The organism is Leclercia sp. Marseille-Q4284 (assembly GCF_916618945.1).
Taxonomy (GTDB): Bacteria; Pseudomonadota; Gammaproteobacteria; order Enterobacterales; family Enterobacteriaceae; genus Enterobacter; species Enterobacter tamurae.
In genome coordinates this window covers 90501-112524 of record NZ_CAKAKG010000002.1, presented here as the reverse complement: position 1 = coordinate 112524, position 22024 = coordinate 90501, and the positions used below count along the sequence as shown (strand labels likewise).

At 55.6% G+C, this 22024-nt stretch carries 21 protein-coding genes; 11 read left to right on the top strand and 10 right to left on the bottom strand.

The window, feature by feature from the left end:
• The 7 genes from ftsQ (at position 1) to mutT (ending at position 8300) form a co-directional block, all read left to right on the top strand.
• Positions 1-837, top strand: a complete 837-nt coding sequence (ftsQ, locus tag LG383_RS15295; protein ID WP_106994243.1) for a cell division protein FtsQ — start codon at positions 1-3, stop codon at positions 835-837.
• A 2-nt stretch (positions 838-839) separates the two neighbouring features.
• Positions 840-2096, top strand: a complete 1257-nt coding sequence (ftsA, locus tag LG383_RS15290) for a cell division protein FtsA (RefSeq protein WP_106994244.1) — start codon at positions 840-842, stop codon at positions 2094-2096.
• 63 nt (positions 2097-2159) lie between these two features.
• On the top strand, positions 2160-3311 hold the full coding sequence (ftsZ, locus tag LG383_RS15285) for a cell division protein FtsZ (RefSeq protein ID WP_032616544.1): 1152 nt from the start codon (positions 2160-2162) through the stop codon (positions 3309-3311).
• Between the two features lie 101 nt (positions 3312-3412).
• Positions 3413-4330, top strand: a complete 918-nt coding sequence (gene lpxC / locus LG383_RS15280) for a UDP-3-O-acyl-N-acetylglucosamine deacetylase (RefSeq protein ID WP_039030368.1) — start codon at positions 3413-3415, stop codon at positions 4328-4330.
• Between the two features lie 251 nt (positions 4331-4581).
• Positions 4582-5085 carry a secA translation cis-regulator SecM gene (secM, locus tag LG383_RS15275; RefSeq protein WP_166181602.1) on the top strand — a complete coding sequence of 168 codons (504 nt, stop codon included), beginning with the start codon at positions 4582-4584 and terminating at the stop codon, positions 5083-5085.
• A gap of 59 nt (positions 5086-5144) precedes the next feature.
• Positions 5145-7850, top strand: a complete 2706-nt coding sequence (gene secA, locus LG383_RS15270; RefSeq protein WP_225759575.1) for a preprotein translocase subunit SecA — start codon at positions 5145-5147, stop codon at positions 7848-7850.
• 57 nt (positions 7851-7907) lie between these two features.
• The gene (gene mutT / locus LG383_RS15265) at positions 7908-8300 is read left to right on the top strand and encodes an 8-oxo-dGTP diphosphatase MutT (protein ID WP_225759574.1); all 393 of its coding nucleotides are present in this window, start codon (positions 7908-7910) and stop codon (positions 8298-8300) included.
• Positions 8301-8334: 34 nt separating this feature from the next.
• On the opposite strand, the gene yacG is transcribed toward mutT, so the two are convergent.
• From yacG to coaE, 3 genes are read right to left on the bottom strand one after another with little or no spacing between them, the layout of a single operon-like run.
• Positions 8335-8529, bottom strand: a complete 195-nt coding sequence (gene yacG, locus LG383_RS15260; protein ID WP_106994247.1) for a DNA gyrase inhibitor YacG — start codon at positions 8527-8529, stop codon at positions 8335-8337.
• 9 nt (positions 8530-8538) lie between these two features.
• On the bottom strand, positions 8539-9282 hold the full coding sequence (gene zapD, locus LG383_RS15255; RefSeq protein WP_106994248.1) for a cell division protein ZapD: 744 nt from the start codon (positions 9280-9282) through the stop codon (positions 8539-8541).
• Positions 9282-9893, bottom strand: a complete 612-nt coding sequence (coaE, locus tag LG383_RS15250; RefSeq protein WP_106994249.1) for a dephospho-CoA kinase — start codon at positions 9891-9893, stop codon at positions 9282-9284. The genes zapD and coaE overlap by 1 nt, the downstream gene beginning before the upstream one ends.
• A 235-nt stretch (positions 9894-10128) precedes the next feature.
• Between coaE and LG383_RS15245 the strand changes: the two genes are divergently transcribed.
• On the top strand, positions 10129-11172 hold the full coding sequence (locus LG383_RS15245) for a GMP reductase (RefSeq protein ID WP_106994250.1): 1044 nt from the start codon (positions 10129-10131) through the stop codon (positions 11170-11172).
• A gap of 31 nt (positions 11173-11203) precedes the next feature.
• Here LG383_RS15245 and hofC read toward each other — a convergent pair whose 3' ends face one another.
• The 4 genes from hofC to nadC form a co-directional block, all read right to left on the bottom strand.
• Complete coding sequence (gene hofC, locus LG383_RS15240) at positions 11204-12400, bottom strand: protein transport protein HofC (protein WP_225759573.1); 1197 nt, start codon at positions 12398-12400, stop codon at positions 11204-11206.
• On the bottom strand, positions 12390-13775 hold the full coding sequence (gene gspE, locus LG383_RS15235; protein ID WP_225759572.1) for a type II secretion system protein GspE: 1386 nt from the start codon (positions 13773-13775) through the stop codon (positions 12390-12392). The genes hofC and gspE overlap by 11 nt, the downstream gene beginning before the upstream one ends.
• A complete protein-coding gene (gene ppdD, locus LG383_RS15230; RefSeq protein WP_106994253.1) occupies positions 13772-14224 on the bottom strand; it encodes a prepilin peptidase-dependent pilin in 453 nt (150 codons plus the stop codon). Before ppdD ends, gspE begins: the two co-directional genes overlap by 4 nt.
• A 184-nt stretch (positions 14225-14408) precedes the next feature.
• Positions 14409-15302: a carboxylating nicotinate-nucleotide diphosphorylase gene (gene nadC, locus LG383_RS15225; protein ID WP_106994254.1), complete on the bottom strand. Its 894-nt coding sequence runs from the start codon at positions 15300-15302 to the stop codon at positions 14409-14411.
• A gap of 87 nt (positions 15303-15389) precedes the next feature.
• Here nadC and ampD point away from each other — a divergent pair, with 87 nt between their 5' ends.
• Positions 15390-15953, top strand: a complete 564-nt coding sequence (gene ampD, locus LG383_RS15220; protein ID WP_106994255.1) for a 1,6-anhydro-N-acetylmuramyl-L-alanine amidase AmpD — start codon at positions 15390-15392, stop codon at positions 15951-15953.
• Positions 15950-16804, top strand: a complete 855-nt coding sequence (ampE, locus tag LG383_RS15215) for a beta-lactamase regulator AmpE (RefSeq protein ID WP_106994256.1) — start codon at positions 15950-15952, stop codon at positions 16802-16804. The genes ampD and ampE overlap by 4 nt, the downstream gene beginning before the upstream one ends.
• Before the next feature lie 18 nt (positions 16805-16822).
• Here ampE and LG383_RS15210 read toward each other — a convergent pair whose 3' ends face one another.
• From LG383_RS15210 to aroP, 3 genes are all read right to left on the bottom strand, one after another.
• Positions 16823-17773, bottom strand: coding sequence for a family 43 glycosylhydrolase (locus tag LG383_RS15210; RefSeq protein WP_225759571.1), 951 nt, complete (start codon positions 17771-17773; stop codon positions 16823-16825).
• Between the two features lie 10 nt (positions 17774-17783).
• Positions 17784-19181 (bottom strand): glycoside-pentoside-hexuronide (GPH):cation symporter, encoded by a 1398-nt coding sequence (locus LG383_RS15205; RefSeq protein ID WP_106994258.1) that lies wholly within the window; start codon positions 19179-19181, stop codon positions 17784-17786.
• Between the two features lie 160 nt (positions 19182-19341).
• Positions 19342-20712: an aromatic amino acid transporter AroP gene (gene aroP / locus LG383_RS15200; protein WP_146145526.1), complete on the bottom strand. Its 1371-nt coding sequence runs from the start codon at positions 20710-20712 to the stop codon at positions 19342-19344.
• A gap of 538 nt (positions 20713-21250) precedes the next feature.
• Between aroP and pdhR the strand changes: the two genes are divergently transcribed.
• The gene (pdhR, locus tag LG383_RS15195; RefSeq protein ID WP_103947083.1) at positions 21251-22015 is read left to right on the top strand and encodes a pyruvate dehydrogenase complex transcriptional repressor PdhR; all 765 of its coding nucleotides are present in this window, start codon (positions 21251-21253) and stop codon (positions 22013-22015) included.
• The last annotated feature ends 9 nt before the right edge of the window (positions 22016-22024 follow it).

Sequence of the window (22024 nt, the reverse complement as noted above, 5' to 3'; positions counted from 1 at the left end):
ATGTCTCAGGCTGCGCTGAACACGCGAAACCGTGACGAAGAAGAAGAGTATTCTTCTTCGCGTCGGAGTAATGGAACGCGTCTTGCAGGGATCACCTTCCTGCTCGCCGTGCTGTGTACGGTGTTTGTCAGCGGCTGGATGGTGCTCGGCTGGATGGAAGATGCACAACGTCTGCCTCTGTCGAAACTGGTGGTGACGGGTGACCGTCACTATACGCGTAATGATGATATCCGGCAGTCGATTCTGGCATTAGGATCGCCCGGCACCTTCATGACGCAGGACGTGAATATTATCCAGAGCCAGATTGAACGCTTGCCATGGATTAAACAGGCGAGCGTCAGAAAGCAGTGGCCAGATGAATTGAAGATTCATCTGGTTGAATATGTACCCATTGCGCGTTGGAATGATCAGCATATGGTTGACGTAGATGGAATTTCTTTCAGCGTCCCGGCCGATCGTGTCAGCAAGCAAAATTTACCCATGTTATATGGTCCGGAAGGCAGCGAAAATGAAGTGCTTGAAGGTTTCCGTAACATGGGGCAAGTGCTGGCTAAAGATCGTTTTACCCTGAAACAAGCCGCCATGACGGCGCGTCGTTCCTGGCAGTTGACGCTGACGAACGACATTAAGCTGAATCTTGGCCGGGGTGACACGATGAAGCGTCTGGCCCGTTTTGTAGAACTGTATCCCGTTCTGCAGCAGCAGGGGCAGGCTGAAGGCAAAAGGATTAGCTACGTTGATTTGCGCTATGACTCAGGCGCATCGGTCGGGTGGATCCCGGCGCCGGTTGAGGAACCTAATCAGCAACAGAATCAGGCTCAGGTACAGGCAGAATAACAATGATCAAGGCGACGGACAGAAAACTGGTAGTAGGACTGGAGATTGGCACTGCGAAGGTTGCCGCTTTAGTAGGGGAAGTTCTGCCCGACGGTATGGTCAATATCATTGGTGTGGGTAGCTGCCCGTCTCGTGGTATGGATAAAGGTGGGGTAAACGACCTCGAGTCGGTGGTGAAATGCGTTCAGCGCGCCATCGATCAGGCCGAATTGATGGCAGATTGCCAGATTTCCTCCGTGTATCTGGCGCTCTCTGGCAAGCATATTAGCTGCCAGAACGAGATTGGCATGGTGCCGATCTCAGAAGAAGAAGTCTCGCAGGAAGACGTCGAAAACGTCGTGCATACTGCCAAGTCTGTGCGCGTTCGCGACGAGCATCGCGTTCTGCATGTGATCCCGCAGGAGTATGCGATCGACTACCAGGAAGGGATTAAAAATCCGGTAGGCCTTTCCGGCGTACGTATGCAGGCAAAAGTGCACTTGATCACATGTCACAACGATATGGCGAAGAACATTGTCAAAGCCGTTGAACGTTGTGGTCTTAAAGTTGACCAACTGATTTTCGCCGGTCTGGCGGCAAGTTATTCTGTGCTGACCGAAGACGAACGTGAACTGGGCGTCTGTGTAGTGGATATCGGTGGTGGTACGATGGACATGGCCGTCTATACCGGTGGTGCGCTGCGCCACACCAAAGTTATCCCGTATGCGGGGAACGTGGTGACCAGCGATATCGCCTACGCCTTTGGCACGCCACCGAGCGATGCAGAGGCGATTAAAGTGCGCCACGGTTGTGCACTGGGCTCCATTGTGGGCAAAGATGAGAGCGTTGAAGTGCCAAGCGTCGGTGGACGTCCACCGCGCAGCCTGCAGCGCCAGACGTTAGCCGAGGTCATTGAGCCGCGTTATACCGAGCTGCTCAACCTGGTCAACGAAGAGATTTTGCAGTTACAGGAACAGCTTCGCCAGCAGGGTGTCAAACACCATCTTGCGGCGGGGATTGTATTAACCGGCGGCGCGGCGCAAATTGAAGGTCTTGCGGCCTGTGCTCAGCGAGTGTTCCATACGCAGGTGCGCATCGGCGCACCGCTGAACATCACCGGTCTGACGGATTATGCTCAGGAGCCGTATTATTCAACGGCAGTGGGCTTGCTTCATTACGGGAAAGAAACGCATCTCAGTGGTGAAGCAGAAGTAGAAAAACGCGTGTCGGTAGGTTCGTGGTTTAAACGAATCAACACCTGGCTGCGAAAAGAATTTTAATTTTAGTAAGAGACCGGCGAGAATTAACGGTTTCGGGCGACAGGCACAAAACGGAGAGAAACTATGTTTGAACCTATGGAACTGACCAACGACGCGGTGATTAAAGTCATCGGCGTCGGTGGCGGCGGCGGTAATGCTGTAGAGCACATGGTGCGCGAGCGCATCGAAGGTGTAGAGTTCTTCGCGGTGAACACCGATGCGCAGGCACTGCGTAAGACGGCGGTTGGCCAGACGATCCAAATCGGTGGCGGCATCACCAAAGGGCTGGGCGCTGGGGCAAACCCGGAAGTCGGCCGCAATGCTGCAGAAGAAGACCGTGAGGCACTGCGTGCTGCGCTTGATGGTGCAGACATGGTGTTTATCGCCGCAGGTATGGGCGGTGGTACCGGAACCGGTGCTGCGCCAGTGGTTGCTGAAGTTGCTAAAGATTTAGGTATCCTGACGGTTGCTGTCGTGACCAAGCCTTTCAACTTTGAAGGCAAGAAGCGTATGGCGTTCGCCGAGCAGGGTATCACCGAGCTGTCCAAACATGTGGACTCGCTGATCACTATCCCGAACGACAAGCTGCTGAAAGTGCTGGGCCGTGGCATCTCTCTGCTGGACGCCTTTGGCGCAGCAAACGATGTGCTGAAGGGCGCAGTCCAGGGTATCGCCGAGCTGATCACCCGTCCGGGTCTGATGAACGTCGACTTTGCTGACGTGCGCACCGTGATGTCCGAAATGGGCTACGCGATGATGGGCTCCGGCGTGGCGAAAGGTGAAGACCGTGCAGAAGAAGCCGCTGAAATGGCGATCTCTTCTCCACTGCTGGAGGATATCGATCTCTCTGGCGCGCGTGGCGTGCTGGTCAACATCACCGCGGGCTTCGACCTGCGTCTGGATGAGTTCGAAACCGTGGGTAACACCATCCGTGCGTTCGCCTCTGACAACGCCACCGTAGTAATCGGTACTTCCCTTGATCCGGAAATGAACGATGAGCTGCGCGTAACGGTTGTTGCTACCGGTATCGGCATGGACAAACGTCCTGAGATCACCCTGGTAACTAACAAAACTGCTCAGCAGCCAGTGATGGATCGCTACCAGCCGCACGGCATGGCACCGCTGACGCAAGAGCAGAAACCGGCCGCGAAAGTGGTCAATGACAATACAACCCAGACCCAGAAAGAGCCGGATTATCTGGATATCCCAGCGTTCCTGCGTAAGCAAGCTGATTAAGAATTAGCTGGAATTAGGGAATTTACGCTCTTTGTGCTAAACTGGCCGCCCGATAGTGATATACACTCTCGGTTGGATAAGTAACTTGGCGAGATTATACGATGATCAAACAAAGGACATTAAAACGTATCGTTCAGGCGACTGGTGTCGGTTTACATACCGGCAAGAAAGTCACACTGACGTTGCGCCCTGCGCCGGCCAATACCGGGGTCATCTATCGTCGCACCGACTTGAATCCACCGGTAGATTTCCCGGCTGATGCCAAATCTGTGCGTGATACTATGCTCTGTACTTGCCTGGTGAACGAGCATGACGTGCGGATCTCTACCGTAGAGCACCTGAATGCCGCCCTGGCGGGTCTGGGTATCGACAACATCGTTATCGAAGTCGATGCGCCGGAAATCCCGATCATGGATGGCAGCGCTGCACCGTTCGTTTATCTGTTGCTGGACGCTGGCATTGAAGAACTGAACAGTGCGAAGAAATTTGTGCGTATCAAAGAGACCGTTCGTGTCCAGGATGGCGACAAATGGGCTGAATTCAAGCCGTTTAATGGTTTTTCGTTGGACTTCACCATCGACTTCAACCATCCGGCGATTGATTCCAGCACCCAGCGCTATGCGATGAACTTCTCTGCTGATGCGTTTATGCGTCAGATCAGTCGTGCACGTACTTTCGGTTTCATGCGTGATATCGAATATCTGCAGTCCCGCGGCCTGTGCCTGGGCGGTAGCTTCGATTGTGCCATCGTTGTTGACGATTATCGCGTACTGAACGAAGACGGCCTGCGTTTTGAAGATGAATTCGTTCGTCACAAAATGCTGGATGCGATTGGGGACCTGTTCATGTGTGGTCACAATATCATTGGTGCGTTTACCGCGTATAAATCCGGTCACGCGCTGAACAACAAACTGTTGCAGGCTGTTCTGGCAAAACAGGAAGCCTGGGAATATGTGACCTTCGAAGACGAAGCTGAACTGCCGCTGGCATTCAAAGCACCGAGCACGGTTCTGGCGTAACGGTAGATCCCGTTATCTAAATTCGACTGGTTGACCTGGCACTCTCTCCGGCCAGCAAGACCAGTCGTTTTTGTTTTTGTCCTTTCTGAATTGCCGTAGTCAATGGCGCGTTTGCTGATTTCATCACCATTTTTAACCTCTGCGGTGCCTCATTACTGCTGCTGTGAAGTAGCTTTAGTGGTAATATCTGGGCGCGAAAATATAAAAATCATACGGTGAGTCTTAAGGCTTACTTACTTGTGGTGGGGCAATTGAGCGGAATTCTGACGCGCTGGCGACAATTTGGCAGACGTTACTTCTGGCCGCATCTCCTTCTGGGGATGGTCGCGGCGAGTTTTGGCCTGCCCGCGCTCAGCAGCAATGCCGAAGCGGCTAATCCTGCGAAGACCGCTACCTCCCGACAAGATCTGAACACGCGGGTTAATTTCACTAACCTTGCCCTGCTGGAAGCGAACCGCCGACCGAATTACACGGTAGATTACTGGCATCAACACGCTATCCGCACCGTTATTCGCCATCTTTCTTTCGCCATGGCACCGCAGGCGTTGCCTGCTGTTGAAGAGACGTTACCGGTTCAGGCGCACCATCTGGCGCTGCTGGATACGCTCAACTCACTGCTTACCCAGCAGAGCGAGCCGCCGGTCATTGTTCGTCAGGTGGCCCTTACCGCATTTTATCCCCCATCCGCTTTCTCCGTGTCGGCCTGGATTAGTCAGGTACAGGGCATCCGCGCCGGACCTCAACGCCTCAGCTAAATTAACCCTTTTCAATACCTTAATTTAACTGCCCATGATGGGGCGTTTGAGAATTTATTATGTTAATCAAATTACTAACTAAAGTTTTCGGTAGTCGTAACGATCGTACTTTGCGCCGCATGCGCAAAGCTGTCAGCGTCATCAACGGCCTTGAGCCGGCAATGGAAAAACTCTCCGATGACGAACTGAAAGGCAAAACTGCCGAATTCCGTGCCCGCCTTGAAAAAGGCGAAACCGTTGAAAGTCTGATCCCGGAAGCCTTTGCCGTGGTCCGCGAAGCAAGTAAGCGTGTGTTTGGCATGCGTCACTTCGACGTGCAGCTACTGGGCGGTATGGTCCTCAATGACCGCTGCATCGCCGAGATGCGTACCGGTGAAGGTAAAACCCTGACCGCGACCCTGCCTGCTTACCTGAATGCCCTGTCCGGTAAAGGCGTTCACGTCGTTACCGTCAACGACTATCTGGCGCAGCGTGACGCCGAAAACAACCGCCCACTGTTTGAGTTCCTCGGCATGAGCGTTGGGATCAACATGTCAGGCCTGCCGGCTCCGGCTAAACGCGAAGCCTACGGCGCGGACATCACTTACGGCACCAACAACGAATACGGTTTCGACTACCTGCGTGACAACATGGCGTTCAGCCCGGAAGAGCGCGTTCAGCGTAAACTGCACTATGCGCTGGTGGATGAGGTCGACTCCATTCTGATCGATGAAGCCCGTACTCCGCTGATCATCTCCGGCCCGGCTGAAGACAGCTCCGAGATGTATCGCAAAGTCGACAAAATCATTCCTCACCTGATCCGTCAGGAAAAAGAGGACTCCGATAGCTTCCAGGGTGAAGGCCACTTCTCCGTGGACGAAAAATCCCGTCAGGTAAACCTGACCGAACGTGGTCTGGTCCAGATTGAAGAGTTGCTGGTGCAGCAAGGCATTATGGAAGAGGGTGAGTCACTTTACTCTCCAACCAACATCATGCTGATGCACCACGTGACCGCAGCGCTGCGTGCGCACGTGCTCTTTACCCGTGACGTGGACTACATCGTTAAAGATGGCGAAGTCATTATCGTCGACGAACACACCGGCCGTACCATGCAGGGTCGCCGCTGGTCTGACGGTCTGCACCAGGCGGTTGAAGCCAAAGAGAACGTCGATATCCAGAACGAAAACCAGACGCTAGCATCTATCACCTTCCAGAACTACTTCCGTCTGTACGAGAAGCTGGCAGGGATGACCGGTACGGCGGATACCGAAGCCTTTGAATTCAGCTCTATCTACAAGCTGGATACCGTGGTGGTGCCAACCAACCGTCCGATGATCCGTAAAGATATGCCGGATCTGGTCTATATGACCGAAGCGGAAAAAATTCAGGCCATCATCGAAGATATTCGCGACCGTACCGCCGCGGGCCAGCCAGTTCTGGTGGGGACAATTTCCATCGAAAAATCGGAAGTAGTCTCCGAAGAGCTGACCAAAGCCGGGATCAAGCACAACGTTCTGAACGCCAAGTTCCACGCCAAAGAGGCCGATATCGTTGCCCAGGCGGGTTATCCGTCAGCGGTGACCATCGCTACCAACATGGCGGGTCGTGGTACTGACATTATGCTGGGCGGTAGCTGGCAGGCAGAAGTGGCCGCGCTGGAAGATCCAACCCCGGAACAGATCGCGCAGATCAAAGCCGACTGGCAGGTTCGTCACGATACCGTACTGGCCGCGGGCGGTCTGCACATCATCGGTACTGAACGCCATGAATCCCGTCGTATCGACAACCAGCTGCGTGGTCGTGCAGGCCGTCAGGGTGATGCCGGTTCATCCCGCTTCTACCTGTCGATGGAAGATGCGCTGATGCGTATTTTCGCCTCTGACCGTGTGTCAGGCATGATGCGTAAGCTGGGCATGAAGCCGGGCGAAGCGATCGAGCACCCGTGGGTGACCAAAGCCATCGCCAACGCGCAGCGTAAAGTGGAAAGCCGTAACTTCGATATTCGTAAGCAGCTGCTTGAGTATGATGACGTGGCTAACGACCAGCGTCGCGCGATTTACACCCAGCGTAACGAGCTGCTGGACGTGTCCGACGTGAGCGAAACCATCAACAGCATCCGCGAAGACGTGTTTAAAGCCACCATCGATGCTCACATTCCTCCGCAATCTCTGGAAGAGATGTGGGATATCGAAGGCCTGCAGGTGCGTCTGAAAAACGATTTCGACCTCGACATGCCTATCCAGGAGTGGCTGGATAAAGAGCCGGAGCTGCACGAAGAGACCCTGCGCGAGCGTATTTTTGCTAATGCCATTGAAGTTTATCAGCGTAAAGAAGAAGTGGTCGGCGCTGAGATGATGCGTCACTTCGAGAAAGGCGTGATGCTGCAAACTCTGGACTCCCTGTGGAAAGAGCACCTGGCGGCGATGGACTATCTGCGTCAGGGTATCCATCTGCGCGGCTATGCACAAAAAGATCCGAAGCAGGAGTACAAGCGCGAATCCTTTGCCATGTTTGCCGCGATGCTTGAATCCCTGAAATACGAAGTGATCAGCACCCTGAGTAAGGTGCAGGTGCGCATGCCGGAAGAAGTGGAAGAGATGGAGCAGCAGCGTCGCGAAGAGGCTGAACGTCTGGCCCAGATGCAGCAGCTCAGCCATCAGGACGACGAAGAAGCCGCCGCTGCCGCCATTGCTGCGCAGGCCGGTGAGCGTAAGGTCGGTCGTAACGATCCGTGCCCATGTGGTTCAGGTAAAAAGTACAAACAGTGCCATGGCCGTCTGAGCTAAGCATTAAACCAACTGAAAAGGCGCAGATATCTGCGCCTTTTTTATGGAATCAGGACAATGAAAACACTGCAAATCGCTGTCGGGATCATTCGCAATTCCGATAACCAAATCTTTATTACCCAGCGTGCGGCCGATGCGCACATGGCGAATAAATGGGAGTTTCCCGGCGGGAAGATCGAGGCTGGCGAAACACCGGAGCAGGCGCTGATCCGCGAGCTTCAGGAAGAGGTGGGGATCACCCCGCTTGGTGCGACCCTGTTCGATAAACTGGAATATGCGTTTCCCGATCGCCATATCACGCTGTGGTTCTGGCTGGTAGAAAGCTGGGAAGGGGAGCCGTGGGGCAAAGAGGGGCAGCCGGGGAATTGGGTTACGCTTCAGGCAAGTGATGCCGATAAATTCCCGCCGGCCAATGCGCCTGTTATTACCCGCTTAGTGGGTATCGAGTAAGCCTGCTCAGCGAAGCGCCAGCAGGCTGATACTGTTACTGCTGGCTTTCGCTCCAGTCATCGCTTTCAGAGTGATCGCCTTCGCTCGGTATACGTTTCTCCTCTGCCGCCCATTCACCGAGATCGATCAGCTGGCAACGTTTGCAGCAAAAAGGACGAAAAGGACTCTGCTCGCCCCAGATAACGGGCTTCCCACAGGTGGGGCAGTTCACGGTAGTAACATCAGACATCATGACTCCTTAACAACACGCCAGCTCAAAGTCGAGACGTTCCGGCACCAGACCATGTTCACTGTCGAGCGGCATGAAACGAATCGCAAAGCGGCTCTTGTGACCTGAAATTTGCGGATAAAGCTGATCGGCAAGGGGCAGCTGCAGGCGCAGCAGATCGGCATCCTCGCCGTTATCCTGATAAAACCCGTTCAGGCTGGTTTGCTTGCGGAACGGCGCGGAGTTGCGGATCAAATCGAGGATCAGCGACAGCGCCTGCGTCAGCGGCTCAAGGCTGCCGAGCCAGCTTTGGACCTGGATATCGCGCTGCTCCTGCGGCATATGCAGCCAGATATGCAGGGTCGGCAAATCGAAACTGCAGCAGCCGCCAGGAATGCTCAGACGTTGACGAACCAATGCTACCAGGCGATCTTCCCGCAAAAACTGGCCGATACGTGGCGCAGCCATCAATACCGTGCTGTTGTGTTTCAGCTGCTGACGCAGGCTGTCAATGCGGCTGTTATCCACGCCCGGGACTTCGGCCCAGGCCTGCAATTTACGCTGCTGACGCTCCAGCTCTTTCAGTAATTCAGTGCGGACTTCGCCACGCTCTAACACATCCAACAGGTCGCTTACGTTACGAAAAAAATGCAGCGCCGAGGTGTGGTCGTGTACCGGCAGGAGGCCTGAAAGCTGCTGGATTAAAAACTCGATGCGCAGCCAGGTACGCATTTTTTCATTGAGGGGATGCTCAAAAAGAACGTGGGTGTGCATTAGGCTTTTTCCTGTAAAACGGCCTGCGCCAGGTAGTACTGATGCAGGCGGGCAACATCGGATGCGATGGCATCCGGTGCGCCGTTATTATCAATAACATCATCCGCGACGGCAAGGCGCGCTTCACGCGTGGCCTGCGCGGCAAGAATTTGTTCAGCATGTTCGCGCCCGACATTATCGCGGGCGATGGTGCGCTGAATTTGTGTTGTCGGAGAGACATCCACCACCAGGACCCGGTCAGCTTTGTCGTGAAGCTTATTTTCCACCAGAAGCGGTACGACCCAGAGTACATAAGGGGAGGTCGCCTGCGATATCTGCTTCTGCGTCTCCTGCTGGATCAGCGGATGAAGCAGGGCATTAAGCCAGGCTTTTTCTGCAGGATGCGAGAAAATGCGTTCACGCAGCATCCGGCGGTTTAAGGTACCGTCGGGCGCAATCATGTCGTGGCCGAAATGTTCTGCGATAGCGTGTAATGCAGGTGTACCGGGCTCTACCACCTGGCGGGCAATGATATCGGCATCAATAATTGTGACACCCAGACGTGAGAAGGCGTCGGCCACAGTGCTTTTGCCACTGCCAATGCCTCCCGTTAATGCAACGATGTACCCCATTAATTAAAATCCTGGGAAATATTCATTATTGATATCAATTGCTTAAGATTTAATCTTTTAACGGCAATGGTTAAGCTCTGCTTACGGACTTTTTACCAGGTAAATTTATAGGATTGTAGCGTAAAAAAAGTGAATTTCGCAGTCTTGCGCAATAGGTATTAGTGCGTATGATAGCGTCACTGGAGTTGTGTGTTTCGTTTTTCGACATTTACCCCAGTACCCCAGGAATCCGCAAATGCGTATCGAAGAAGATCTGAAGTTAGGTTTCAAAGACGTTCTTATCCGCCCTAAACGTTCTACCCTGAAAAGTCGCTCCGACGTTGAACTCGAACGTGAATTCACCTTTAAGCATTCCGGTCAGACCTGGTCTGGCGTGCCTGTTATCGCCGCCAATATGGATACGGTTGGGACGTTTGCGATGGCAAAAGCACTGGCCTCCTTCGACATTCTGACCGCGGTGCATAAGCATTACAGCGTTGAAGAGTGGAATGCGTTTGCAGGCTCGGTATCTGAAACCGTGCTCAAGCACGTGATGGTTTCCACCGGCACCTCTGACGCCGATTTCGAAAAAACGAAACAGATCCTGATTGCCAACCCGAACCTGAACTTCATCTGCATTGATGTCGCCAATGGTTACTCTGAGCATTTCGTGCAGTTCGTCAGCAAAGCGCGTCAGGCCTGGCCGACCAAAACCATTATTGCGGGTAACGTGGTTACCGGTGAAATGTGTGAAGAGCTGATCCTGTCCGGGGCAGATATCGTGAAAGTGGGCATTGGCCCGGGTTCCGTCTGCACCACCCGCGTGAAAACCGGTGTTGGCTATCCGCAGCTTTCCGCTGTGATCGAGTGTGCTGATGCCGCTCATGGCCTGGGCGGCCAGATCATCAGCGACGGCGGTTGCACCACGCCAGGTGACGTGGCGAAAGCCTTTGGTGGCGGCGCAGACTTCGTCATGCTGGGCGGTATGCTGGCAGGCCACGAAGAGAGCGGCGGTACCGTGGTTGATGAAAACGGTGAAAAATTCATGCTGTTCTACGGCATGAGCTCTGAATCGGCGATGAACCGTCACGTAGGCGGTGTTGCTCAGTATCGTGCGGCAGAAGGTAAAACCGTCAAGCTGCCACTGCGCGGCCCGGTTGAGAATACCGCGCGTGATATCCTGGGTGGCCTGCGTTCAGCCTGTACCTACGTGGGCGCATCCCGCCTGAAAGAGCTGACCAAGCGCACCACCTTTATCCGCGTTCAGGAACAGGAAAACCGCGTTTTCAACAGCCTGTAATGCACTCTCGCTGGCGCATCTCGCGCCAGCGCTATCCCGCACTCATCGCATCCCCCAGATGGAAAATCGGCAGGTACATCGCGACCACCAGCGTGCCGATAATTAACCCCGTCACAATCAACAGCAGCGGCTCCAGCAGCGAGGCCAGATTATCAGCCTGCTGAAAAGTCTGTTCATTATGATGCTGCGCCAGATTAGTTAACATGATATCCAGCGACCCCGATGCTTCACCGGTGCGCACGAGCTGAATGCAGAGCGGCGTAAAGATCGCTGCTTCATTCAGGGCAGACCAGATAGGCGCACCCTGCATGATGCGCTGGCGTGCCGCCTGTAATGTCTCCTGCCAGAAGGGGCACGTCAGCGTCTCCTCGGTACTGTCCAGTCCCTGCAGAAAGGCGATGCCTGCCTGCTGGGTGAGCGATAGCACGGTAAAGATCTGGCTGAGCTTTTGCCCGCGCACCAGCGGGCCAATCACCGGACTGTTCAGCAGCAGACGCTGCGTAGCACGTTGCCACCGCCGGTTGCGGCGAACCAACATCAGGCCAGATGCCGCCGCCAGCAGACTTAATACCAGTTCGGCCCCCCACTCCTGAAGCGTGGTCGCCAGCGCCATTACGGCCCGGGTCAGCGCAGGTAGAGGCGTATTGAAGGTTTTGTAGATCGCGGCAAACTCCGGCAGCACCAGGGTCACCATCGCCACTACTACGGCGACGGCCAGGGCGAGAATGATGATCGGATAGCGCAGCGCCTTTTTCACCTTCGCGCTAAGCTGTTGCTGCGTTTTTTGCTGCTGGGCCAGTTGACGACAGCACTCATCAAGCTTCCCGGTCAGCTCCCCGGTTTTTACCATCGACACATAGAGGGGAGGGAAGACGTGCGGCCACTTTTTCATGGCTTCAGAAAAGGCACATCCGGCGCTAAGATCGTCGGCCACGCTCTGCAGTAAGGCCTGCCACTGTCGGGCCGGATGCTGCTGGGCCAGAAGCGCCAGACCGGCCGAGAGCGTTAAGCCCGCCTGCAGTAGCGTCGCCAACTGGTGGATCATCTCGTAGCGGTGCTGCGCCTGCCAGCGCGTCTGTTGCCGGCAGCGCCTGAGCTCAAGGGGAACCAGCTCCCGGCCTGAGAGGAGATCCCACGCCGTCTGTTTGTCGGGCGCCCAGAGTGCGCCTGTCTGCTGCTCCCCCTGCTGGGTGAGCGCCCGCCAGCGCCAGAGTTGATTACCTGTCATCTGATTCGCCCAGCATCTGTACCAGCTCCCCGAGGGTGGTGTGGCCTTGCTCTACCGCCATACAGCCATGCTCAAACAGCGTGATCATGCCCGACTGCCTGGCCAGTTTTTCAATCTCTTCGACCGGCGCGCCGCTGGCAATGGCGGTGCGCAGCTCACGGGTGATGACCATCACCTCGAAGATTGCCACCCGACCATAAAAGCCGTGATAGCAGCGGTCGCAGCCCACGGGCTGCCAGTGCGGCAAAGGGCGAGGCCACAGCGCCTGGGGTAGCGGCGCATCCCGACGCAACTCAGTACGACAATGGGGACATAGCCGGCGCACCAGCCGCTGGGCGATCACCAGAGTCAACGCCGAGGAGATCATCCAGCGCGCCACCCCCATCTGCTGCAGACGAACCAGCGTCTCTGCAGTGGAGTTAGTATGCAGCGTCGACAGCACCAGATGGCCGGTCTGGGCAGCGTTGATGGCGATCTCCGCCGTTTCGCCATCGCGAATTTCGCCCACCATGATGATGTCGGGATCCTGGCGTAAAAACGCCCGCAATACGCTCTGAAAGGTTAACCCCGCCCGCGGGTTAATGGGGGTCTGATTGAGCCCCGCCAGCGGAATTTCGACCGGATCTTCCACGCTGCAGATGTTTACTTCGGGCGTGTTCCTGGCCTGCAACGCGCTATAAAGCGTGACGGTTTTGCCGCTGCCGGTGGGGCCAGTCACCAGAATCAGTCCCTGGGATTTGTTCAGCGCGCTGGCGAAGAGTCGCTGCTGGGTCTCGTTCATCCCCAACTGTTCGAGCTGCAGCGTCTGTTGCTCCTGCTGCAGAAGCCGCAGAACGATTTTTTCGCCGCTGCGACAGGGGAGCGTGGCGATACGAAACGAGACGGGCGATCCCGAAAGCTCGACGGTAAATTGCCCGTCCTGGGGTAAGCGACGTTCGGCGATGTCCAGATTGCCCAGCACCTTCAGCCGGGCGATTAGCATTGTGCCCAGTTCGGCTGAGAGCGGCGGCTGCGGATAGAGCACGCCGTCAATGCGCAAGCGGATCTGCCAGCTCTCGTCGGTGGGCTCGATATGAATATCCGACGCGCGCTGGCTCAGGGCGTGAGTCAGGGTGTGGTTAAGAAGGTCGGTGGCGGAACGCGTCGAGGTATTAACCACGGGCAGATGTGCCTCCGACGTGGTTTGCTGCTGCTTTTCCATGCGCTCGGCGGTCCAGCATTCAATATCGATTCTTTTCTGCGTCGCGAAACGTAACGCCTCCAGCAGTTCGGTCGGCGGGTTGCCGACCACCGCAATATTGATTCTGTCCGGGTCGCTGGTCAGCAGCAGGGCGTGATGACGCCGACACAGCGCCGTTAACTGTTCAGGCTTCATTGCCCGCTCTCCTGCTCAGCCGTAAAGCGGAACACCTCTTCGCAGGCCTGCTTCAGCGCGCTGTCCTCGCCCACGGTGCAGAGTCGCTTCCAGCCGGTGATGCCGTTGCCATTATCCCACTGCGGGGTCATTACTACCTCGAGACCATTCAGGCTCTCCTGGCCGGTAAGGGTGACGGCACCTTTGGCGATACTCATCCCGGAGACATAGCGGCTGGTTGCCGGGGAGGGAATGCCGTTGACGCCTGCGTCGCAGCGCTCAGTTCCGCCATGATCGAGGGCGCAGAGTTCGACGGCGGTACGGTAGGGCATAAAGGTTTGCAGCATGTCGGTGAGAGCGGCTTTACGCAGGTAGTTCTGGTAAGCCGGAATGCCAATCGCGCTGAGAATGGCGACGATACCGATGACCACCATTAACTCGATGAGGGTAAATCCTTTTTGTCTTTCCATGGGTCGCTCCTTAAGTTGACGCACGCTACTGTGGCAGCGGGACAGACCGGGGGCGAGGGGCAAAAATCGATTTGTGAAGCATGATTCAGCGGGATGTGCGGACGTTACAGAGCAATGCAGCGGGTTTGCGAGGCGGGTCGTAAATCGGGTTTGCCCGGCCAGTGCTGACCGGGCTTAGTGTCACTTAGCGAAAGCGCATTGACAGGTCGAGGGCGCGAATGTGTTTGGTCAGCGCGCCAACGGAGATGAAATCGACGCCGGTTTCGGCGAACTCACGTAAGGTTTCGTGCGTCACGTTGCCAGAGACCTCAAGGCGGGCCTGGCCGTTAGTGCGTTTGACGGCCTCGCGCATCTGCTCAGTCGTAAAGTTGTCCAGCATGATGATGTCAGCCCCGGCTTTCAGCGCATCGTCCAGCTCCTGCAGATTCTCCACTTCCACTTCCACCGGCACATCCGGGTGCAGCCAGAAGGCTTTCTCCACGGCCTGGCGAACGGAGCCCGAGGCGATAATGTGGTTCTCTTTAATCAGGAACGCATCGGATAACCCCAGACGGTGGTTGGCGCCGCCGCCGCACAGCACGGCATATTTCAGGGCGGTACGCAGGCCCGGCAGCGTTTTGCGGGTATCCAGCAACTGGGTCGTTGTGCCTTCGAGCAGATCGACATAGCGGCGTGCTTCGCTGGCGACGCCGGAGAGCGTCTGGACAAAGTTGAGCGCGGTGCGCTCACCGGTCAGCAGGACGCGCGATGCGCCTTCCAGTTCAAACAGCGGCTGGTTAGCTTTAATGTTATCGCCATCTTCAACATGCCACGTCACCTGAACGCCGTCCCCGGCCAGCTGGATAAAGACCTCTTCCACCCAGCGTTTACCACAGAACACACCATCCTCACGGGTGATCACCACCGCATGGGAACGGGCATCTTCCGCCAGCAACTGGGCGGTAATGTCGTTGTCAGCGTTGACGTCTCCACCCAGATCTTCGCGCAACGCATTGGCGACGCTTACCGGAATATCGAGATTAATACGTTCCAGCAGTACGTTACGTCTGTGGTCGGGGTTGTAGCGACGAGGCGGCATGTTAAAACTCCAAATTGGTAACGAATCATAAGATTGAAACATGCTACTCTGAACCGGGAATCAGCACCATATATAAGGAGATCCTGCATGCACTCAGAACATGGCTGGCTGGCAGAGGCACGGCGTGTTCCTTCGCCACACCACGATTGCCGCCCGGAGGATGAGATCCCGTCGCTGCTGGTGGTGCATAACATCAGCCTGCCGCCAGGCGAGTTTGGCGGTCCGTGGATTGACGCGCTATTCACCGGGACAATCGATCCCGATGCTCACCCCTTTTTCGCGGAGATCGCTCACCTGCGCGTTTCTGCCCATTGTCTGATTCGCCGTGACGGTGAAATCGTCCAGTATGTTCCCTTTGATAAACGTGCCTGGCATGCAGGCGTTTCTCAGTATCAGGGGCGTGAACGCTGCAATGATTTTTCTATTGGTATCGAGCTGGAAGGCACGGATACGCTGCCTTACACCGATGCGCAGTATCAGCAACTGGCCGCGGTGACGCGCACGCTTATCAGCCTCTACCCGGCTATCGCCCGCAACGTGACCGGACACAGCGATATTGCGCCGCAGCGCAAGACCGACCCCGGGCCGGCGTTTGACTGGCAACGATTCAACACCCTGCTTACCGCCCTGTCAGAAAAGGAGATGACATGACGTTATTTACCATGCTGCTGGTAATGATTGCTGAGCGTTTGTTCAAGCTGGGCGAGCACTGGCATCTGGATCACCGGATGGAAGTGCTGTTTCGTCGCATCCGTCATTTTTCCATGATCCGCACCCTGCTGATGACGGCGGGGGTGATGCTTGTAGTGTTCCTGCTGCTGCGTTCGCTGTACGGCCTGTTCTTTAATGTGCCGCTGCTGGTGGTGTGGATCCTGCTCGGCGTCCTCTGCATTGGCGCGGGCAAGGTGCGTTTGCACTACCATGCCTACCTGAAGGCGGCAACCAACAATGATGCCCATGCCCGCGGGGCGATGGCCAGCGAGCTGACGCTGATCCACGGCGTACCGCCGGAGTGCAATGAGCGCGAGTTTTTACGCGAGCTGCAGAATGCGCTGCTGTGGATTAACTTCCGCTTCTATCTGGCACCCTTGTTCTGGTTTGTGGTGGGCGGCGCTTGGGGCCCGGTCCTGATGATGGGCTATGCGTTTTTACGCGCCTGGCAGAGCTGGCTGGCGCGCTACCTGACCCCGCACGAGCGATTGCAGTCAGGGATCGACGCCATTCTGCACGTGCTGGACTGGCTGCCGGTGCGGCTGTTCGGGGTGGTGTATGCGTTGATTGGGCATGGTGAGAAAGCCCTGCCGGCATGGTTCGCCTCGCTGGGAGATCGTCATACCTCGCAGTACCTGGTGTTAACGCGTCTGGCGCAGTTCTCGCTGGCCCGCGAGCCGCACACCGATAAGATCGAAACGCCGAAAGCGGCCGTCTCAATGGCCAAGAAAACGTCGTTTGTAGTAGTGGTAATTGTGGCGCTGCTGACCATTTACGGCACGCTGATCTAAACCAGCGTGCCGCAGGACTTACACTGTATCCGCTGACGGGATGCCAAAATCAGGCATCCCGTTTTCATTCCAGCGAACAAGTTTCAGGCGGGTGTGGCGGTTTGGATCGTAGAGCGGATCGCCCTCGATTTCGGTGTAGTTGCGTGCATGGTAAATCAGCACGTCTTCGCCGTCCGGCGTTTGGGTGAAGCTGTTGTGTCCCGGCCCGTACTGACGGTTCTCGTAGCTGGTGGTGAATACCGGCTGCGGTGATTTATGCCAGTTCGCCGGGTTCTGTGGGTCGGCATTGAGGTCGATCCACAGCAGCCCCATGCAGTAATTTTCATCCGTGGCGCTGGCGGAGTAGCTGATAAACAACCGCTCGCCGTGGAACAGCACTGCCGGACCTTCGTTGACCCAGAACCCACGGCACTCCCAGTCATACTCCGGTTTGCTGAGCATCACCGGCTCGCCTTTTAAGGTCCACGGGTTCTCCATCTCGCACAGATACAGATTCGAGTTACCGGTGATATCCGGGGCTTTTTGCGCCCAGAGATACCAGCGTTTCCCCTGATGAATAAAAGTGGTGGCGTCTAACGCAAAGGTATCGAAGGGCGTTTTAACTTGCCCTTTTTCCGTCCACTCTCCTGTCAGGGGATCGTTGTCGGTACATTCGAGCACAAACATCCGGTGCTGGAACATCCCGAGTTTATCCAGCGCCTGGGTGTGCGTGGCGGCAAAATAGATGTACCAGTTGCCGTCAATGCAGTGCAGTTCCGGGGCCCAGATCAGCTGACTCATCGGGCCGGTGGCCGGTTTGCGCCAGACCACCACCTCATCGGCACTGCGCAGCCCCTCCAGCGTGTCGGCACGGCGGATCGCCAGCCGGTCATATTCCGGCACCGAGGCAATAAAGTAGTATTGCCCTTCATGATGAAGAATGTACGGGTCAGCGCGTTGTTCAATAAACGGGTTTGGCCAGGTTTGCATTCGGCTTTCCTTATTTAGTCTCAGCGGCTTTGAGTTCCTGAAAATCATTCAGCTCGCGATAGTTGTTCCGGCGTTTTTCCAGGTCTTCCTGAATCTGCTTCATGGTTTCGCGATCGACTTTCAGCAGACGGACCACGCCAGCGGTAACGAGGTACCCGACGCCCGGGATGACGGTAAAGAGCAGGACGATCCCGTTAATGGCGTCCGCGCTTTGCGCTTTAGCACCCGCATCATAACCGTACCAGGAGAGCAGGAAGCCCACCATCGCCCCGGCAATCGCCAGGCCCAGCTTGAGGAAGAAGATGTTGCCGGAGAAGCTGATCCCGGTGATGCGTTTACCGGTTTTCCATTCGCCATAGTCGTCCACGTCGGCCATCAGCGACCAGTGCAGCGGCGACGGGATCTGGTGCAGGATGTTCAGCAGGAAGTAGAGCACCACAATGGTCACGGTGGCTTTCGGATCGAAGAAGTAGAAGGCGGTGGAGAAGATCGCCAGCACGATGTTGGTCCAGAAGAAGACCTTCAGCTTACACCAGCGGTCGGTCAGCACTTTTGCCAGCACGCTGCCAAGCATCATGCCTACCACGCCCAGGCTGATAAACAGGGTGGCGAAGTGGGTGCTCTGGCCCATAACCCAGGTAACGTAGTACATGGTTGCCGCCATGCGGATAAAGCCCGGGCAGACGTTGCACAGGGTCAGGAGCAGAATGCGTACCCACTGGTCGTTCTTCCACACGTCTTTGAGATCGTTTTTCAGCTCGTCATGGGTTTGCACTGCCGGGCGCACGCGCTCGCGCACGGTAGAGAAGCTGAACAGGAACATGCAGGTACCAATCAGCGCCAGCACGGTCATCGCCATCTGGTAGCCTTTGGCTTTGTCTTCGCCGCCGAACCAGTCAGCCATCGGCAGCAGCGTCAGCGACAGCAGCAGCGTGGCGATACCGACCATCACGAAGCGATAGGACTGACAGGCCACGCGCTCTTTGGGATCGTTAGTGATCACGCCACCCAGCGAGCAGTAGGGGATGTTGATCGCCGTATAGGTCAGAGAGAGCAGGAAGTAGGTAACAAAGGCATAGATAACTTTGCTGTTGTAGGTCCAGTCCGGGGTGGTGAACATGAGGATACTGAACAGCGCATAGGGGAAGGCGATCCATAACAGCCATGGACGAAATCGCCCATACTTACTGCGGGTACGATCGGCAATGGCGCCCATAATCGGGTCGGTAATGGCATCAATGACGCGCACGGAGAGCAGCAGCACCCCCACCAGCGCCGGGGCCAGACCGAAAATATCCGTATAAAAATAGTTCACAAACAGCATGATGGCGCCAAAGATGATGTTGCATCCGGCATCCCCCATTCCATAGCCGATCTTTTCTTTTACTGAAAGTTTATTGTTATCCATCGACGATTCTCCGAGTTCGGTATGGAGAGAATTATTCGCTGCCAAAGCAAAATATGCGTTGCAGTATAACGTCGGTGATATGGATAAAATGGCTGTAGACGGGAAAGTGTGAGGAAGGTAACAACCCTCTGCGTCCGGGGGGACGCAGAGGGGAAGGGCATTAATGCGCTTTTACTGCTTTGGCATTTTTTTCTTTAAACATATAGCCGACCCCGAGGATCACAATCCAGACCGGGATCAGGTAGACCGAGATCGCCATGCCCGGCGTCATCAGCATGATAACCAGTACCGCTGCCATAAAGATCAGGCAAACCCAGTTACCCAGCGGGTAGAGCAGGGCAGGGAAGCGCGTTTTCACGCCCTGCTGCTGTTTCGCACGACGGAACTTCATGTGCGCCAGGCTGATCATCGCCCAGTTGATCACCAGGGCGGAGACCACCAGCGCCATCAGCAGACCAAAGGCAGAGTCCGGGGCCAGGTAGTTGATCAGCACGCACAGTGCCGTCACAACCGCCGACACGATAATGGTGTTAACCGGCACGCCACGCTTATCGACATTGAGCAGCGCTTTCGGGGCGTTACCCTGCTGAGCCAGGCCGAACAGCATACGGCTGTTGCAGTAAACGCAGCTGTTGTACACCGACAGCGCCGCGGTCAGTACCACTACGTTCAGGGCGTTGGCCACGAAGGTGTCGCCCAGCTCGTGGAAGATCAGCACGAACGGGCTGGTGTCCGCGGTAACGCGGGTCCATGGCAGCAGGGAGAGCAGTACGGCCAGCGAGCCCACATAGAAGATCAGGATGCGGTAGATCACCTGGTTGGTGGCTTTCGGAATGCTCTGCTCCGGGTTGTCTGCTTCAGCGGCGGTAATACCCACCAGCTCCAGACCACCGAAGGAGAACATAATGATCGCCATCATCATCACCAGCCCGGTCATGCCATGTGGCAGGAAGCCGCCCTGATCCCAGAGATTACTTACGCTTGCCTGTGGGCCGCCGTTGCCGCTGAACAGCAGCCAGCCGCCGAACAGGATCATTGCCACAACCGCGATAACTTTAATAATGGCAAACCAGAACTCCATCTCACCGAACACTTTCACGTTGGTCAGGTTAATGGCGTTGATCACCACGAAGAAGACCGCCGCAGAAGCCCAGGTCGGGATCTCAGGCCACCAGAACTGGACGTATTTACCGACTGCGGTCAGTTCCGCCATCGCCACCAGCACATACAGCACCCAGTAGTTCCAGCCAGAGGCGAAGCCGGCAAAGCTGCCCCAGTATTTATAGGCAAAATGGCTGAAAGAACCGGCGACCGGCTCTTCGACCACCATTTCACCGAGCTGACGCATAATCAGAAAGGCAATAAAACCGGCAATGGCGTAACCCAGAATAATACCCGGACCGGCAGACTGAATAACCGATGCGCTGCCCAGGAACAGGCCGGTACCGATAGCGCCCCCGAGAGCAATAAGCTGAATATGGCGGTTTTTAAGGCCGCGCTTCAGCTGATCGCCGTGCTGTTGACCATCCATTATGAAACCTCGTGTGTGGTTGTTATGTTCACGCTCAGGCGTGTGTAATTATGAAATTCCATTTCATGTATTTATTAGTTTACGGTTCAATTGGCTGAAATAACCGGATGTGTCTTCCGTAATCGGAAGAATAGTGTTAAGCGACGGCGAATGCACCTGCTTTATGCGTGGAGAAAGCGAGTTCGAATAAAAAGAAAGCATTTGTAAATCGTTCCGTTTGCGTCCCTTCATCAACCTATAGAATAAAAATGCTCCATAAGTGGGCAGTTTTTCATTTTTTACTCCGCTAAATCGGTTCAGATCGCACTTTTCATCGTTTCGATAACGTTAAAACTGCCTCTTTAGGAGTAATCATTTCATTTGTGCAGAGTTACATTTTTGAAACGTTATTTCTGTAAGGTTGTTAAAATAAGCAGGGTTTACTGATTTCGGTCAAAACCAATATGGACAGAAGGTGAATACTTTGTTACTTTAGCGATACGAATATGAAATTGGTAAGACCAATTGACTCCGGGCAAAAAGGCGTAAGACAGGGAATATGGCCTACAGCAAAATTCGCCAACCAAAATTATCCGATGTGATTGAGCAGCAGCTGGAGTTTTTGATCCTGGAGGGGACCCTGCGCCCCGGTGAAAAACTACCACCTGAACGCGAACTGGCTAAACAGTTCGACGTTTCCCGTCCCTCGCTGCGTGAGGCGATCCAACGTCTCGAAGCCAAGGGCCTGCTGCTTCGTCGCCAGGGTGGCGGAACCTTTGTGCAAAACAGCCTGTGGCAGAGCTTCAGCGACCCGTTAGTGGAGCTGCTCTCCGACCACCCAGAATCCCAGTTCGATCTGCTTGAGACCCGTCACGCGCTTGAAGGCATCGCGGCTTACTACGCGGCGCTGCGCAGCAACGATGAAGATCGTGAACGCATTCGCGAACTCCATCAGGCCATTGAACGGGCCCAACAGTCCGGCGATCTCGACGCCGAGTCCGACGCCGTCGTCCAGTATCAAATTGCCGTCACTGAAGCAGCCCACAACGTGGTGCTCCTCCATCTGCTACGCTGCATGGAGCCAATGCTTGCCCAGAACGTTCGTCAGAATTTTGAATTGTTGTATGCCCGTCGGGAGATGCTCCCGCTGGTCAGCAACCATCGCACTCGTGTATTCGAGGCGATAATGGCCGGGGAGCCGGAGCAGGCGCGTGAAGCGTCGCACCGTCACCTGGCTTTTATTGAGGAAATCTTGCTGGACCGCAGCCGTGAACAGAGTCGTCGAGAACGTTCACTGCGCCGCATACAGCAACGAAAGGATTAAGCGCCAGTT